At 61.9% G+C, this 14,679-nt stretch carries 13 protein-coding genes and 1 tRNA gene; 3 read left to right on the top strand and 11 right to left on the bottom strand.

Translation table 11 applies throughout. From position 1 onward, the window contains the following. Nucleotides 1–156 precede the first annotated feature (156 nt). Both QP968_RS07365 and QP968_RS07360 read right to left on the bottom strand, forming a co-directional pair. Nucleotides 157–232: transfer RNA gene (locus QP968_RS07365), tRNA-Thr, on the bottom strand. A gap of 69 nt (nt 233–301) precedes the next feature. Further along, nucleotides 302–1,525, bottom strand: a complete 1,224-nt coding sequence (locus QP968_RS07360) for a DNA polymerase III subunit delta' (RefSeq protein WP_284855764.1) — start codon at nt 1,523–1,525, stop codon at nt 302–304. A 50-nt stretch (nt 1,526–1,575) separates the two neighbouring features. Here QP968_RS07360 and QP968_RS07355 point away from each other — a divergent pair, with 50 nt between their 5' ends. After that, nucleotides 1,576–3,102 (top strand): adenylate/guanylate cyclase domain-containing protein, encoded by a 1,527-nt coding sequence (locus tag QP968_RS07355; RefSeq protein WP_284855763.1) that lies wholly within the window; start codon nt 1,576–1,578, stop codon nt 3,100–3,102. Nucleotides 3,103–3,254: 152 nt separating this feature from the next. On the opposite strand, the gene topA is transcribed toward QP968_RS07355, so the two are convergent. After that, nucleotides 3,255–6,191, bottom strand: coding sequence for a type I DNA topoisomerase (gene topA, locus QP968_RS07350; protein ID WP_284855762.1), 2,937 nt, complete (start codon nt 6,189–6,191; stop codon nt 3,255–3,257). A 230-nt stretch (nt 6,192–6,421) separates the two neighbouring features. Here topA and QP968_RS07345 point away from each other — a divergent pair, with 230 nt between their 5' ends. Continuing rightward, nucleotides 6,422–7,057 (top strand): DedA family protein, encoded by a 636-nt coding sequence (locus QP968_RS07345; RefSeq protein ID WP_350309334.1) that lies wholly within the window; start codon nt 6,422–6,424, stop codon nt 7,055–7,057. Nucleotides 7,058–7,128: 71 nt separating this feature from the next. Here QP968_RS07345 and QP968_RS07340 read toward each other — a convergent pair whose 3' ends face one another. Next, nucleotides 7,129–7,332 (bottom strand): cold-shock protein, encoded by a 204-nt coding sequence (locus QP968_RS07340; protein ID WP_284855761.1) that lies wholly within the window; start codon nt 7,330–7,332, stop codon nt 7,129–7,131. A gap of 163 nt (nt 7,333–7,495) precedes the next feature. Between QP968_RS07340 and QP968_RS07335 the strand changes: the two genes are divergently transcribed. Continuing rightward, nucleotides 7,496–9,883 carry a DEAD/DEAH box helicase gene (locus QP968_RS07335; protein WP_284855760.1) on the top strand — a complete coding sequence of 796 codons (2,388 nt, stop codon included), beginning with the start codon at nt 7,496–7,498 and terminating at the stop codon, nt 9,881–9,883. A gap of 12 nt (nt 9,884–9,895) precedes the next feature. Here QP968_RS07335 and QP968_RS07330 read toward each other — a convergent pair whose 3' ends face one another. From QP968_RS07330 to QP968_RS07300, 7 genes are all read right to left on the bottom strand, one after another. Further along, nucleotides 9,896–10,222 carry an Rv3654c family TadE-like protein gene (locus QP968_RS07330; RefSeq protein ID WP_284855759.1) on the bottom strand — a complete coding sequence of 109 codons (327 nt, stop codon included), beginning with the start codon at nt 10,220–10,222 and terminating at the stop codon, nt 9,896–9,898. After that, nucleotides 10,219–10,512: a hypothetical protein gene (locus QP968_RS07325; RefSeq protein WP_284855758.1), complete on the bottom strand. Its 294-nt coding sequence runs from the start codon at nt 10,510–10,512 to the stop codon at nt 10,219–10,221. Before QP968_RS07325 ends, QP968_RS07330 begins: the two co-directional genes overlap by 4 nt. Nucleotides 10,513–10,516: 4 nt before the next feature. Then, complete coding sequence (locus QP968_RS07320; protein ID WP_084576506.1) at nt 10,517–10,684, bottom strand: DUF4244 domain-containing protein; 168 nt, start codon at nt 10,682–10,684, stop codon at nt 10,517–10,519. A gap of 161 nt (nt 10,685–10,845) precedes the next feature. Continuing rightward, nucleotides 10,846–11,478, bottom strand: coding sequence for a type II secretion system F family protein (locus QP968_RS07315; protein WP_284855757.1), 633 nt, complete (start codon nt 11,476–11,478; stop codon nt 10,846–10,848). Next, entirely contained in the window at nt 11,475–12,248 is a 774-nt protein-coding gene (locus QP968_RS07310; RefSeq protein ID WP_284855756.1) for a type II secretion system F family protein, read from the bottom strand. Before QP968_RS07310 ends, QP968_RS07315 begins: the two co-directional genes overlap by 4 nt. Then, entirely contained in the window at nt 12,245–13,408 is a 1,164-nt protein-coding gene (locus QP968_RS07305; RefSeq protein WP_284855755.1) for a TadA family conjugal transfer-associated ATPase, read from the bottom strand. Before QP968_RS07305 ends, QP968_RS07310 begins: the two co-directional genes overlap by 4 nt. Further along, nucleotides 13,408–14,529 (bottom strand): CpaE-like family protein, encoded by a 1,122-nt coding sequence (locus QP968_RS07300; protein ID WP_284855754.1) that lies wholly within the window; start codon nt 14,527–14,529, stop codon nt 13,408–13,410. The genes QP968_RS07305 and QP968_RS07300 overlap by 1 nt, the downstream gene beginning before the upstream one ends. Nucleotides 14,530–14,679 lie beyond the last annotated feature (150 nt).

Raw genomic sequence — 14,679 nt, 5'->3', positions numbered from 1 at the left:
ACTCAATCGGCATCCAAAAAGGCCAAATCTAACCCCACGACACGCCGGGGCCAGACACACTTTTTGACCCTTAACCCACTTTTGAAAGTTGAGAACAGGTGACCGCGCTTGGACGAAGAAACCCCAGCTGAAACAGTGTTCTAGCTGGGGATTTGGTGGAGCCGCCTGCGAGAATCGAACTCGCGACCTTTTCATTACGAGTGAAACGCTCTGCCGACTGAGCTAAGGCGGCGCGGAAAGCACAGCGTGCAATCCGAGGGCATAGCTTAGTGGAGAAACAGCCCCGAGCAAAAATCGCTGGTCAGCTCACACCACAAGCGAGCCGGATGCGGCCCAACATTCCGTTGAAGGCAATGACCGGCAGCACGGACTGATCCAGGCGTTCGCGGCATTCGACGATGGCATCGAGGCATTCGGTCAGCCCGGCCACATCAACGCGCTCGGCTATCTCACGCGAGAGTCCCTCAAAGTCTGGGTGAACGAGCTCGACCCCGCTACCGCTGCGGATCACAATGGCATCGCGGTAAATCCCCGCCACATCTACCAAGGTGAGGTCCAGCACGTCGCGCAAACGACGCGTACCGCGGGCCTTCTGCGCTGCTTCCAGCTCCTTGATCGAGGACGCTGTCCCCCGCAGTGCCCGCGCAGCACCCTTTCCCTTCGCGCCCATGCCGAGGGCATTTTCCAGTTTGTCGCGCTCCTCCTGGTCCGCGTCCGCGTAGGCATCCTTCGCCGCGGCATCCGCCGACTTCACCAACGCGGCCACCGCCTTGAACGCCTGGTCGCCGTGGAAGACCAGCTCCGCTAGGTTGATCGCGATGCCCCTGCGCAGTTGCGCCTCCTCCGAGCGCACCAGTCGACGCGCCCGCCCCACATGATGCAGCGACGTCACCGCAGCAAGCCGGGCGACCTGTTCCGAGGCTCCTTCCTCCTCCATCAGCAAGCGCACAATTTCGCTTGTCGACGGAGCCGGCACATACAAATGCCTACACCGCGAACGCAACGTCGTGGAGAAGTCCTCCGGATCCGTCGACGGTGCACACATGATGATCACCGTGGATGCCGGTGGTTCCTCCACCGTTTTCAGGAACGCGTCGGCTGCTTCGAAGGAGAACCGGTCGGCGTCGTCGATGATGATGATGCGGTACGGGGAAATCGTCGGCAAGCGAGAAGCTTGAGCGATGATCTCGCGCACCGTCTTGACTTTGATGACGAGCTCTTGTGGCACAACATGCACAACATCCGTGTGCGCACCGGCGAAAACATCCCGACAACTCTGGCAGCGCCCGCACCCGAGCTCCTCCGGATCGGTGCACACGAGCGCCGCCGCGAACGCCAACGCCGACGTCGAACGCCCCGCCCCCGGCGGACCGGTGAACAACCACGAATGCGTCATCGCATGTGCCGGCGCCCCCTCCACCCCACGCGCAGCGGCTGCGGCGGCGAGGATCACCGAACGCACCGACGGAATATCGGCAAGGCGCTCAGCCACAGAACGCGAGGCAGGAAGATTCGGCGCAGTCACGTCACCCACCCTACAACCGCGGGGCGACAAGCAACGTAGAGTAGATGATCGTGGAACGGATGTGGCGCGGTATTCGGTGGATCATGGGCACCCCATGGCCCTTGTACGCCTCCGTGCTGCTGTTCACCAACGTTGTCAGCGCGATGGCCATCATGGCCTTTGTCCGCTACCTCATCCCCATGCCTGGGGCGAAAGAACTCGGCGCGGTCGCGTCTGGTTTCGCGCCGCTGGGCATCGTGTACTTGATCCTTGCCGTGGTTGTGGGCGGGATCGTGTCCTACACGCTCTTCCGGCCCGTGCTGCACTTCGGGCGCCGGCCCGACCGGTACGACGCCGCTGCTGTACGCACCCTCGTATTGCGCATCCCCGTGCTACAAACGCTGGTCGTGGGGGTGATTTGGCTCGTTGGCATTATCATCGCCACCGCCGCCACCGCCCGACATGACGCCCAACTCGCCTTCGTAGTGGCCATCTCCACCATCATGGCTGGACTGCTCACCTGCGTGCTCACCTTCGTCCAAGCCGAACGACTCGTGCGGCCCATCGCCGCCAAAACCCTGTCCAACCGCGCCGAAGACACCATGCTCGAGCCGCCCATCAAACAGCGGCTCTACCTGGTCTGGTTCATGACATCCGGGGTGCCCCTCCTTGGCATCCTCTTCCTGCTCGCCGCCCAGCGCTACGGCTTCTTCCAAGACACCCCCGGCGAGCTCATGCCGTCCGTCTCCGCCATTGCCATCACCGCCATCATCACCGGCATGGCAGGCACCATGTTTGCCACCATGAGTGTGGTTGACCCCATCAAGGAACTCCAGCACGCCATCAACCAAGTGCGCAGCGGCGACACCTCCGCGCAAGTAGACATTTACGACGGCTCTGAGCTCGGCGTCCTCCAAGCCGGCTTCAACGAAATGATGCGTGGCCTCAACGAAAGGGAACGCGTCCGCGACATCTTCGGCCAATACGTTGGCTCCGAAGTTGCCCAGAAGGCGCTGGAGGAAAAACCGGAACTCGGTGGTGAGGCACGCCAAGTTGCCGTCGTATTTGTCGACGTCATCGGCTCCACCAAACTCGCCGTGGACCGCACCCCTGAGGAAGTGGTGGAGGCCCTCAACGGCTTCTTCGAAATCGTCGTCGACGTGGTGCACCGCAACAAGGGCGTGATCAACAAATTCGAAGGTGACGCAGCACTGGCCATCTTCGGCGCCCCGGTTAACCTGCCAGACTTCGTCTCCTACGCGCTCAAGGCCGCCCGTGAACTACGCCAGGAGCTGCGCGGACTTGAGCTTGACGCCGGCATTGGTGTCGCCGCTGGCCACGTTGTTGCTGGCCACATTGGTGGCCAAGACCGCTTCGAATACACCGTCATCGGCGACGCCGTGAACACCGCCGCCCGCCTCACCGAGCTGGCCAAAACCACTCCAGGCCGAGTGCTCACCAACACCTCAACGCTCACCGAAGCGAACGAAATCGAGCACGCCCGCTGGACCCGCATGAAATCCATCGAGCTCCGCGGCCGCAACAAGATGACCCAACTCGCCCGCCCCGTGCGCCCGACGTTGGCGGAGCGTCACTAGGGAGACTGAACTATCGGTGCCTGTGTGTAAAACTTTACATTGCACCGGTAACTATCCAGCACTAGAAATCCCTGACCAGCGGGTTTAAATTTGCCCGAAAGGCCGGTTGTAAATTTTTACACAACCGACCCTCCGAAGACCCGGTTTAAGCCCTACTTCCGGCGGGAACCCGCCTTGATCACACGTTTGGTGGTCTGCGGGGGCTTCTTCGTGGTCTTCTTGGCTGTCTTCTTCGCAGCCTTCTTGGCGGTCTTCTTTGCACGGCCGGTGCCACTGGTGCCACCGGCCTCAGCATCCTGGGCCTCGCGGGCGCGGCGGGCAGACAGAAGCTCGTTGGCGCGGGCGTCCGTCATGGTTTCGGGGGTGTCGCCGCGCTGGAGGGAGGCGTTGGTGGTGCCGTCGGTGACGTAGGGGCCGAAGCGGCCGTCTTTGACGGTCATGGGTTTGCCGGAGACGTCGTTATCACCAAGCACCTTGAGCGGGGGCTGGGCGGCGGCACGCCCGCGACGCTTGGGTTCGGCGTAGATGCGGCGGGCCTCGTCCAGGGTGATGGAGAAGATCTGCTCTTCATTGGCTAGGGAGCGGGAGTCGCTGCCCTTCTTCAGGTACGGGCCATAGCGGCCGTTCTGAGCAGTGATCACTTCACCATCGGACGGGTCCACACCGACTTCGCGCGGCAAGGACAGCAGCTGCAGTGCCTCTTCCAGGGTGACCGTGGATGGTTCCATGGTGGAGAAGAGGGAGGCGGTGGCGGGTTTGAGGTGCTCGTCGATAAGCTGCTCGACTCGCTTTTCTTTTTGCGCGGTCGCGGTTTTGGTTTCCCAGTTCTTGGCGCGCTTGCCCTCGGCGGCGCGCTGGGCGTCCTCTTCGGCGCGCTCAGCAGCGACGATCTCAAGCGCACGGGCCTCGGCGGTGGCGCGCTCATCGTCGCGGACAAGCTCGGTGACGTACGGCCCGTAGCGGCCCTCCTTGGCCACGACCATACGGCCGTTGGCGGGGTTGGTGCCCAGCTCACGGCCCGTGGGTGGGGTGGCAAAGAGCTTCTCTGCCATAGCCGGGGTGACCTCATCCGGGGTGGTGGATTCGGGCAGGTTGGCGCGCTGGTACTCAGGCTCGCCGTCCGCATTGACGCCGATCTGGCGCTCCAGGTAGGGGCCGTAGCGTCCGACGCGGACGTGGACGGGGCGACCTTCGTCATCAATGTAGAGCTCGAGCGAGTTGACCTGGCGGGCGTCGATGGATTCGAGGTTGGTCTCGATGATGGACTTCAGGCCACCGCGGCGCGCGATGGCTTCGGCGGTGGAATCGTCCGCATCAGCATCGCCGAAGTAGAAGCCGGTGAGCCACTCGGTGCGGTCTTCGGTGCCGCGGGCGATCTCGTCGAGTTCGTCTTCCATGGAGGACGTGAACTCGTAGTCCACCAGCGCATCGAAATTTTGCTCCATGAGCCCGACCACGGAGAACGCGACCCAGGTGGGCACGAGTGCGTTGCCACGGGTGGCCACGTAGCCACGGTCCTGGATGGTTTTGATGATCGAGGCGTAGGTGGACGGGCGGCCGATGCCCAGGTCCTCCATCTTCTTCACCAAACTAGCCTCGGTGTAGCGGGCCGGTGGGTTGGTGGAGTGGCCGTCGGCGGTGACTTCGCGGGCGGTCAAGGCATCCCCTTTAGCCAACGACGGCAAGTGCTTCTCCTTGCTGTCCTGGCTGTCAGAGTAGGCGCGCAGCCAGCCCGGGAAGGTGATGGTGCGGCCGGAGGCGGAAAGTTCAACGTGTTCGCCGGTCTTGGCGTCACCAGCAACGGTGACGGTGACAGACGTGCCGCGGGAGTCTTCCATCTGGGAGGCGACGGTGCGCTGCCAGATGAGCTCGTAAAGCTTGAATTCCTCAGCATCAAGAGACTGAGCCAGCTCGCCGGGGGTGGCAAAGCGCTCGCCGGCGGGGCGGATCGCCTCGTGTGCCTCCTGGGAGTTCTTCACCTTCCGGTCGTAGCGGCGCGGGGCATCGGTGACGTAGTTGGCTCCATACAACTCCGTGGCGGCGGCGCGCGCAGCCGCCACGCCCTGCTGGGACAGCGAGGTCGAGTCCGTACGCATATAGGTAATGTGGCCGTTTTCATACAGGCGTTGCGCGATGCGCATGGTGCGGGCCGAGGTGAAGTGCAGTTTCGCACCGGCTGCCTGCTGCAGAGTCGACGTCATGAAAGGCGCGTACGGCTTGCGGGTGTACGGGCGGGACTCCACGTTGGATACTTCCATCGCCTGGCCAGTGAGATTCTCGGCGAGGTTCTCGGCGTCCTGCTTGTCCACCACCACGAGGGAGTCGTTCTTCAGCCGGCCACGGTCGTCAAAATCGCGGCCTTGGGCGATCTTGGAGCCGTCGATAGCAATGAGCTTGGCGTCGAATTCATCGGGCTGACCTGCACCCGTGGCACCCGCGTTGAGGGTGGCGGTGACATCCCAGTATTCGGCGGAGACAAAGGCCATGCGTTCTCGCTCGCGTTCGACGATCACACGCGTGGCCACGGATTGCACGCGGCCAGCGGACAGGCGCGGCATGATCTTCTTCCACAGCACCGGGGAGACTTCGTAGCCGTACAGGCGGTCCAGGATACGGCGCGTTTCCTGCGCGTCCACAAGGTTCATGTCCAGCTCACGGGTGTTTTCCGCGGCTTCCTTGATGGCGGATTCGGTGATCTCATTGAACACCATGCGCTCCACCGGCACCTTCGGCTTGAGCACCTCAAGCAGGTGCCACGCGATCGCTTCGCCCTCACGGTCCGGGTCTGTTGCCAGCAGCAGCTTGTCGGACTGCTTCAGCTTCGCGCGCAGATCTGTGACCTTCTTCTTTTTATCCGCGCTGACCACGTAAATCGGCTCGAAAGAGTTCTCCGGGTTCACGCCTAGGCGTGCCCACGGCTCCTTCTTGTACTTCGCAGGAATGTCAGCAGAGCGGCCGGGAAGGTCGCGAATGTGCCCCACGGAAGCCTCAACGAAGTAGTTGTTACCCAGGTATTTCTGGATCTTCTTCGCTTTCGTCTGCGACTCCACGATGACCAGGGTTTTGCCCTGTGCGTTCTTCTCCGTCACGCCGGGTGACTCCTTAATGCGGTGCTTGATTAACTCACTACAGACAACTACCACGTATTTTGCAGCACGTGAAACTTACGGCTCCAAATTTTAGGAGGCAATTGCTTATCGACGGCCCCTTTTTACAACCGTCATTTTCTAGCACCGTAACACTTCGCCCGACCAACGAGCGTGAGTAAACTTGCCAAAAAAGTGCTGAGGGAACCTGTCATGGAAAGGAGGCCGACCGCGTGACCGAGATCGTCGACGGGCTCATTGCCTTTCTTGAGCAATTGATGACGATGCCTATTTTCTATCCCCTCGTCGGTCTCCTCATCACCATTGATGCCCTGTTCCCCGTCGTGCCATCTGAAACGGTGCTTAACCTGGCGGGAGCTTTTTCTGCGTCTCAAGGTGTCCCCGATGTGAAGTGGGTGATGGTCGCCGCCGGCATCGGCGCGATTATTGGTGACAATTTGTGCTTCATGCTGGGCAGCCGCCTGATTGGCCTGGTCAACCGCCTCGACCCGGAGTCCCGTGCTGGTAAAGCAATCACGTGGGTGCGCGCGAACATGAACGAGCATGGCCCGGTGACCATCATGGTTGCCCGCTTCTTGCCCTGGGCCCGCTGGGTGGCCACCATCGTGTTGGGGTCCGTGCGCTACAACTGGTTCCTGTTCTTCTTCTTTGACACCATCGGCGTCATCCTGTGGGTGCTCATCAGCGTTGGTACCGGCTACCTCGGCGGCACTCTTTTCTCTGATTACCCACTCCTCGCCATGATCGTGGGCGTGACCTTAGGCAGCCTCGTCGGTATGGCCATTCAGCGCCTGCAGGCCGCCGCAATGGAATGGTTTGACGTCCGCCGTGGGGTATCCAGCATCTAAAAAACCGGCCACACCCGTTTTGGGTAGACCGGTTTAGAAAACTGAGGGGCGTCGCGCGCCTCTCAGCGCAATTAGAGCGCGCGCACCTGCTGAGCCTGCGGGCCCTTGGCACCTTCGCCGACCTCAAACTCAACCTTCTGATCCTCTTCGAGGGTGCGGAAGCCGCTGCCCTGAATCTCGGAGTAGTGCACGAACACGTCCGCGGAACCATCATCAGGAGCGATGAAGCCGAAACCCTTTTCGGCGTTAAACCACTTCACAGTACCTGTAGCCATTATTGAAAACCTTCCGTATATGCCGGTTGTCTAACTAAAACCGGCCTATCCGGTTTCATGGCGGCGGATCTTCTTATCCGCAACCGCCACTAAGTCTGCCATGATTTATGCTTTCACGTCGGACAAGTTCATTATTCACTCGTTTTTCCAAGGAGGTGCCACCATGACTGCGCCCGGCTCATTCGCCAGCGAACTCATTGACAGCATCTCCCGCACCCTCCCCGCCGGCACCCTCACACATGTGCGAACACTGCCTGCCCAACACGCCCGCACCGCGCCCTGGCCGGGATGGGCAGATGCCGAACTGCGCCGGCGGTGGGAAGAATCAGGAGTGCATGCGCTGTACACCCACCAGGCACGATGCGCGCAGCTGGCGTGGGAAGGCACAGACGTTGTGGTGGCAACAGGGACTTCTTCCGGCAAGTCCTTGGGATACCAGCTGCCAGTGTTGACCACCTTGGCCACTGACCCAACGGCCTGCGCGATGTACCTCACTCCGACGAAGGCACTGGGCTCGGACCAGTTGCTGGCTGTCAGCTCGCTGATCAAGGGACACCCAGTGTTGGGGAACGGCACCAAAACTGCCGCCAATCCCGCGCCTTATGACGGCGACACCCCCACCGAAGCCCGCTCCACCATCCGGGAAACCACCCGGTTCGTGTTCACCAACCCCGACATGCTGCACGCCGGGATCTTGTCCAGCCACCCCAAGTGGGTGCGGCTACTGCGCAATCTCAAGTACGTGATCGTGGACGAGTGTCACACCTACCGGGGTGTTTTTGGTGCGAACGTGGCGTTGGTATTACGACGCCTTGATCGTCTTGCCCGTTCCTACGGCGCGGAGCCGGTGTTCATCTTGGCCTCGGCCACCTCCGCTGCCCCAGCCGCCCATGCCGGTAACCTCACCGGCCGCCAAGTCACCGCCGTGACAGACGACGGTGCCCCCACCGGTGAGAAAACCTTCGCCCTGTGGGAACCCGGCTTCATCGAAGGCGCGGAGGGCGAAAACGGTGCACCCGTCCGGCATCCAGCCACAACGGAGGCAGCCGCGATGATGGCCGAACTCGTCGCTGCCGGCGCACGCACGCTCACCTTCGTGCGTTCCCGGCGCGCGGCCGAAACAGTGGCCATGCGTGCAGCGGAAGACCTCGTGGCCAAGGGTCGAGCTGACTTCGCGTCCCGCATTGCCTCCTACCGCGCTGGTTACTTGGCGGAGGACCGTCGCGCGTTGGAGAAGGCACTGGACAACGGCGATCTTCTAGGCATGGCCACGACGAATGCCCTGGAATTGGGCATTGACGTTGGCGGGCTCGATGCCGTGGTCATGGCAGGGTTTCCTGGCACGGTTGCGTCTTTCCGGCAGCAGGCAGGCCGCTCTGGCCGCCGAGGACAGTCCTCCTTGGTGGTGATGGTGGCTCGGGATGAGCCGATGGATACCTACCTGGTGCACCACCCCGAAGCGTTGCTGGACAAACCGGTGGAAAACAGTGTGTTCAATCCGCAGAATCCTTTCATTTTGCGGGGACATGTGTACTGCGCTGCGGTGGAGCGCCCGTTGACGGACGCGGACGTGGTGGCGTTTGGTGCAGCCGATGTCGTCGCGGAACTGACATCCGCTGGTTTTTTGCGCCGTCGCCCGCGCGGGTGGTTTGCGGTGCCACAGCTCACGGGTGATATCACCCCGGAGACGGCCCACGGGATGATCTCGCTGCGCGGTGGCACGGGAGAGGAAGTAATGATCGTGGATGCCACCGATGGGCGCCTGCTGGGCACCATCGATTCCGGCCGCGCCGCCGCGCAGGTGCATGATGGCGCGGTGTACATCCACCAGGGCGAGTACTTCATCATCGATGAACTGGACTTGGACAATTACGTTGCACTCGCCCACCCGGAGATGCCGGACTATTCCACCATGGCGCGTTCCACCACCGACATCGCGGTCATTGGGGAACCACACGCGCGGGTCAATCCGTCGCCAGGTTTGTGGGTGGCCAACGTGGACGTCGAAGTCACCGACCATGTCACGGGCTATGTAGTGCGGCTTGCGGACGGCACCGTCTCCGAACACATCCCCCTCGACCTACCCGAACAGACCTTGGTTACCCGTGCGGTGGCGTACACCATTGATCCGCTGGTGCTCGATGAGTTAGGTATCGCTGCTGGGGATGTCCCCGGCGCGCTGCATGCCGCGGAGCACGCCGCCATTGGCCTCCTTCCTTTGTTAGCCACCTGTGACCGGTGGGATATCGGTGGTGTGTCCACTGCACTGCATCCGGACACGATGCAACCCACGGTGTTTGTCTATGACGGGCACCCGGGCGGTGCGGGTTTTGCCGATGAGGGTTACGCCCGCTTCCACGAGTGGATTGAGGCCACCTATGAGGCGGTCAAGTCCTGCGGGTGTGCATCCGGCTGCCCGTCATGCGTGCAATCCCCCAAGTGCGGCAACGGTAACCAGCCTTTGGATAAGGCTGGGGCGTTGAAGCTCCTGGGCGCGTTGGTGACCATGACGGCGGGGCTCTCCGCACGTGTCGCCCCTCCAAGCTCTTAGCCCGCCGAGCGTTTAGATCGGTCCGGCCCGCGCTGTAGCCTCAACACGCCCAACCTTCACTGTGAGCACGGTGTCGGACTCGATCACCTGACAGCTCAGTACATGCGCTTTGTTCAGCTCGGCGGTCAAGGTGGCTTTTCCGCACGGATCATGCCCGGCATACAACGCAGTTGCTGCTGTCACGGCGGAAAGGTCCGCTGCGACTTGGGCGCGGTGGGAATTCACCACTTGGCTGACTATTCCGGCAACAACAACAGCCAGGCTCACCACCGCGGCCACGATGCTGGCGGAGAGGATGGTGGCGTACCCGTGATCGCCGATAAGCAATTTGTGCTTCACCGCACCTCCACTGGATAGACCGCTGTGGCATGCATGTCTCGCACGACAGCGGGCACGCGAGCGGTCACGGTAACCATCTCTGCGTTCTCCGAGATCGTGACATCGATGTTGGCCCGCGGCGGGGAATACTCCACCCCGATCGCGTGCGAACGCGCGGCAGCACCGGCCACATCCACCGCGGACACGTACGCCGCCATGGTGGAGATACCCGCGATGATCGCCGCGGCCACCGTCACCAACACAGCCAGCGATAATGCGGCTTCAATGGTGACGGAACCGCGATCATCCATCACCTTAGGACGGCTTGTTGCTAAGCGCATCGGTGATGATTCCTTCAATCGCATCGACCACGCCGTTGCCGTTGATCACCATGTAGAGCACCGCGGCCAGTGCCGCGGCTGCCAATGACCCCATGGCGTATTCAATGGTGGACATTCCGGCATCATTCCGCACCACCTGCATCCGCGCGGTGGCATGGGCATAAGCGCGGGTCAGTGCCCGGTCAATCGGCTGGCTAAAAGCATCCTTGAGGTTCGTCAGTGTTTTCATTGTTCTTCTCCTTGATGTGTTTGTTGGTTGTCTTAGTTCAGTCTTTATTCAGTGGTTGTAAAAGGTTTTTTGTGTCACCCGCCGAGCACCCCGGCGCCAAGCCCGATAACCACCGGGGCTAGGCCAAGGACAAAGAAGGCGGGAAGGAAGAACGCGGCGAGCGGAATGCTGATGAGCACCCCTGCGCGTTCGGCAGCTGCTGTCGCATCATCGGCGGCCGCGTCACGGAGTTCCGTGACAATGCGGTCGCACCCCTGCGCGACGGCAGTGCCCGAAGCGTGAGACAAGGTGACCAGCGAGGCGAGCTCTTCCAGCCCTGGGGTTCCGTCCATGACGGCCCAGGCCCGGTCAGGTTCAACCCCGAGTGAGAGGTAGGAAACCACTCGCCGCCACATGTCAGCTGTGGTGCCCTGCCCCGGTTGAACGCCGCCATAACTGGCAGCAACCGCTTCCGCTGCTGTGGCGGCCGGTAGCCCGGCGCGGTAGCAGGCGGCAAAGAGCTCAATATCGCTGGCGATCCTGTGGCGCACACCGGGGCCATCACGCGGGGTTTTAGGGTTCGGGCCACGGCGAAGCAATAGAGTGAATGCGCCACGTGGCACGGGGTCGCCTCTATCCAATCTGCCCCGTGGCGGTGGTGGTGCCACGCTCGCACCGGCACCGAACATCACTGCTGCGACCAGGCTTAATACAACTGTTCCACTCATGCGGCTGCCCTCCCGATGATCGTCTGGGATGTTATGAATCCGGCACACACCAGCGCTGTTCCGCCGACGAGCAAGATCCCGCCTAACCCACCACTGGTGAGCAGCGCGATGGGTCGCGCACCCATCGCTTCGCCCATGAGCACTCCTGCCAGTGGCAGGACCGCGAGGATGGCGGCTGTTGCACGCGGGCCTGAAAGGGCAGCTTTGGTTGCATTCCTGTGGCGCAGCGTGTGGTCAATGCGGGTGCGGGCGCTGGTGAGAAGATCCGCCGCCGGAATACCCAGCTGGGTAGACAGCGCCCACACATTGCCCACTTCACGCAGTTCGGGCATGTCAGAAGACGTCAACGCTGTGGCACCTTGCCCACCGCCACGGCTCAATGCGGCAACGCGACGTAGCTCCTTTGTCAGCTCTGCTGGGGTGTTCGCCGGTAGTTGTTCCACTGCCCGGCTGCATGCGTCCGGCATCGCGGACCCGGCGCGTACCGCGGCAACAACGTGGCCGAGGAATGTGGATGTGGCGGCCAGAGCTATCTCCCGTGTTTTTCTTTCACGGGCCTTGGACAAGGTGCGCAAAGCGACGAACCCAGCCATGCAGGCACTGATCAGCAGCGTTGAGCGGTCCGTAGCCAAGATTGCAGGGACCACAAGCACCATGGCCACCGGAAGGACAACGGGGTGAATGCGGCGCTGGGAGTGCTCCATGACGCGGCCGGATGGACTGATGGGCAGTATGAACACCGCGGCAGCGACGAGGATGAACGGGATCATGCGGCCACCCCCAGTTCCGCAAGGAGGTCTTCGTAGCCTGCTTGCGGTCCGCGATCGGAGTCCCACACCACCTCAGGCACCACGGGGTTGCCTCGTAGCACGCCAATCTGGTGGACGATGCGCGTGCCATCTGGCTGCCGCTTCATCACTACAACCACGTCCACCGCAGCGGCGAGCTGCGAATGCAGCGCTGCCCGGTCAAGGCCACCCAACGCTGCGAGCGCTTCCAACCGAGCGGGCACTTCCTCAATCGAGTTGGCGTGCACGGTGCCGGCACCGCCGTCGTGGCCCGTGTTCAAAGCGGCGAGAAGATCCACCACCTCAGGGCCGCGGATCTCCCCCACCACGATGCGGTCCGGGCGCATACGCAATGATTGTTGCAGCAGGTCAGACATGCTGATTTCGCCCGCACCTTCGGCATTTGCGCCACGCGATGTCAGGTTGACCACGTGTGGGTGGGTGGGCACAAGCTCCACCGTGTCCTCAATCGCCACAATCCGCTCATGTGGCGCGACTTGGGCCAACATCGCAGCGAGCAACGTTGTTTTTCCCGTTCCGGTTCCGCCGACAACGAGAAAAGCTTTTCGCTTATCGACGATCCCCCGCAACACCCCCACCCTTTCCTCATCCACCGCCCCTGAGGCTTCCAACTGCTCAAGCGTGGCCGTTTTGCTCCGCAGTACTCGCAGGGAAATGCAGGTTCCTGCCGCGGAGGTGGGTGGCAGCACGGCGTGGAAGCGTACGAGGGTGCCATCATCTCGCGTTAGGTGTCCGTCGGCGAAGGGCCGGGCATCATCAAGCCGGCGCCCACACGTCGTGGCCAGTCGGGTGGCTAGACGGCGCACATCCGCATCATCGGGCAGGGTAAGCCCACTACGTTCGAGTCCTGCACCCCGGTCAATGAAGATGTCATCGGGGCCGTTGACGCAGATGTCGGTAATGCCGTCAATAGCAAGCAACTGCTCAAGCGGACCAATTCCCACTGTCTCATCGCGCAAGGCACGCATGATGTCCAGCACGTCTAGGTCACTGATCACCACCGCTTCCTCCCGAATGACGGCGGCAAGTTCAGCAGGATCGACGCGGCCGTGTGTGGGTGCTAGGCGTGGATCATCTACCAAGCGACGTTGCACCGCGGTGATGATTTTGGTGCGGTCCATCACGTCACCGCCCCAATGATCGATTCAGTAGCCACACTCAAACCACGGGGTAAGCGCGCTGGCAACCCAAAGATTTCGGTGTCTTTGGTCAGGGACCGAACCGTGGGGACCTCCGCGATGACCTCCGTTTTGGTCACGTGGTGTACCTCTTCTACGGTCATCCCTGACCATGCGCGATGGCGGAGAACAACCGAGGCTGGCACAGATTTTGCCCGGCACTCTGCAGCAATGAGCGCAGCCGACGCTGCAGCACGCACCTCCGCCGGGGTGACAATGAAAGTGTGATCACTACGCACCATGTGTCTACCCGGCGGTGCATCCACGACGGTCACCCCGCCCCCACCAAGCACCGCCACCGCCCGCTCCAATGCTGCTGGTTCCGTGCTCACATCCTCTATCGGCGCCGGCAACGTTGAACGTGAGTGGGTCAGCACCGCAATCCCATCGGAGGTGCGCGGCAACGCACGGACGAAGGTCCCGCGGTCCACATTTCCATCCCCGATTTGAATATCACCCCACCGCGCACCCACGGAATCTTCCACCCCCAGGAGAAGATCTAACCCACCGGAATATCGGTGCCCATCCACCAACACCGGGTCGAGGCCCGCACCAGAACCAGTTGCCACCTTGCCCGCTAATGTGCGCGCCACCGCCCCAGCCAAAGTTGACGTCCCTGCTCCGCCTGCTGCGCCGACGAAGGTGAGCACCACACCAGATCCCGGAAGAGCCGGGCCACCATTCCTGTGCGGTGACCGCTGCTCCAATTCCCCGAGAGCTTTCAACAAAGAGGCTGCCTCTGCTGGGAGCATGAATGAGTCCCGCACCAAGCCAGATCCCTCGCTAGCTTTCCCAGTCCCAGCCTCAGCCTCAGCAGCCGCATTCCCACAAATCCGGAACATTCCCGGATGCGCTAGCGCATCAGCTTCACTGGAGGGGGCGAGAGCGGCTAAAAAAGTGTCGTCGATAAGCACGGCGAAGCCCCGCGCGATGTGACGTGCTGTCTCCGCTGGGTCGCGAACATCAATCACAAGCCGACCGGTGACCGCGGCGAGATGCATCGCCTCTGGGTGGAGAAGCGCATCGTCTACGGCGACGACGATGGGTGCTGTTTCATTACGCATGACCCCACGATGAACCACATATTCAGCATGCTCAAGAGGCGTTCCTACAGGCTGTGGATAACCCTCTTTTATGTGGATGCATCACCAAAAAGTTGTGGATAACCTCCCCATAATCACGCTCGCTGCACACTCAAGTGGACATTCAACTGA

Origin of the sequence: Corynebacterium sp. MSK041 (assembly GCF_030232265.1) — a bacterium.
Classification (GTDB): Bacteria; Actinomycetota; Actinomycetes; order Mycobacteriales; family Mycobacteriaceae; genus Corynebacterium.
Note: the sequence above shows the minus strand (reverse complement) of the source record. Positions and strands in the feature narration are given on the sequence as shown.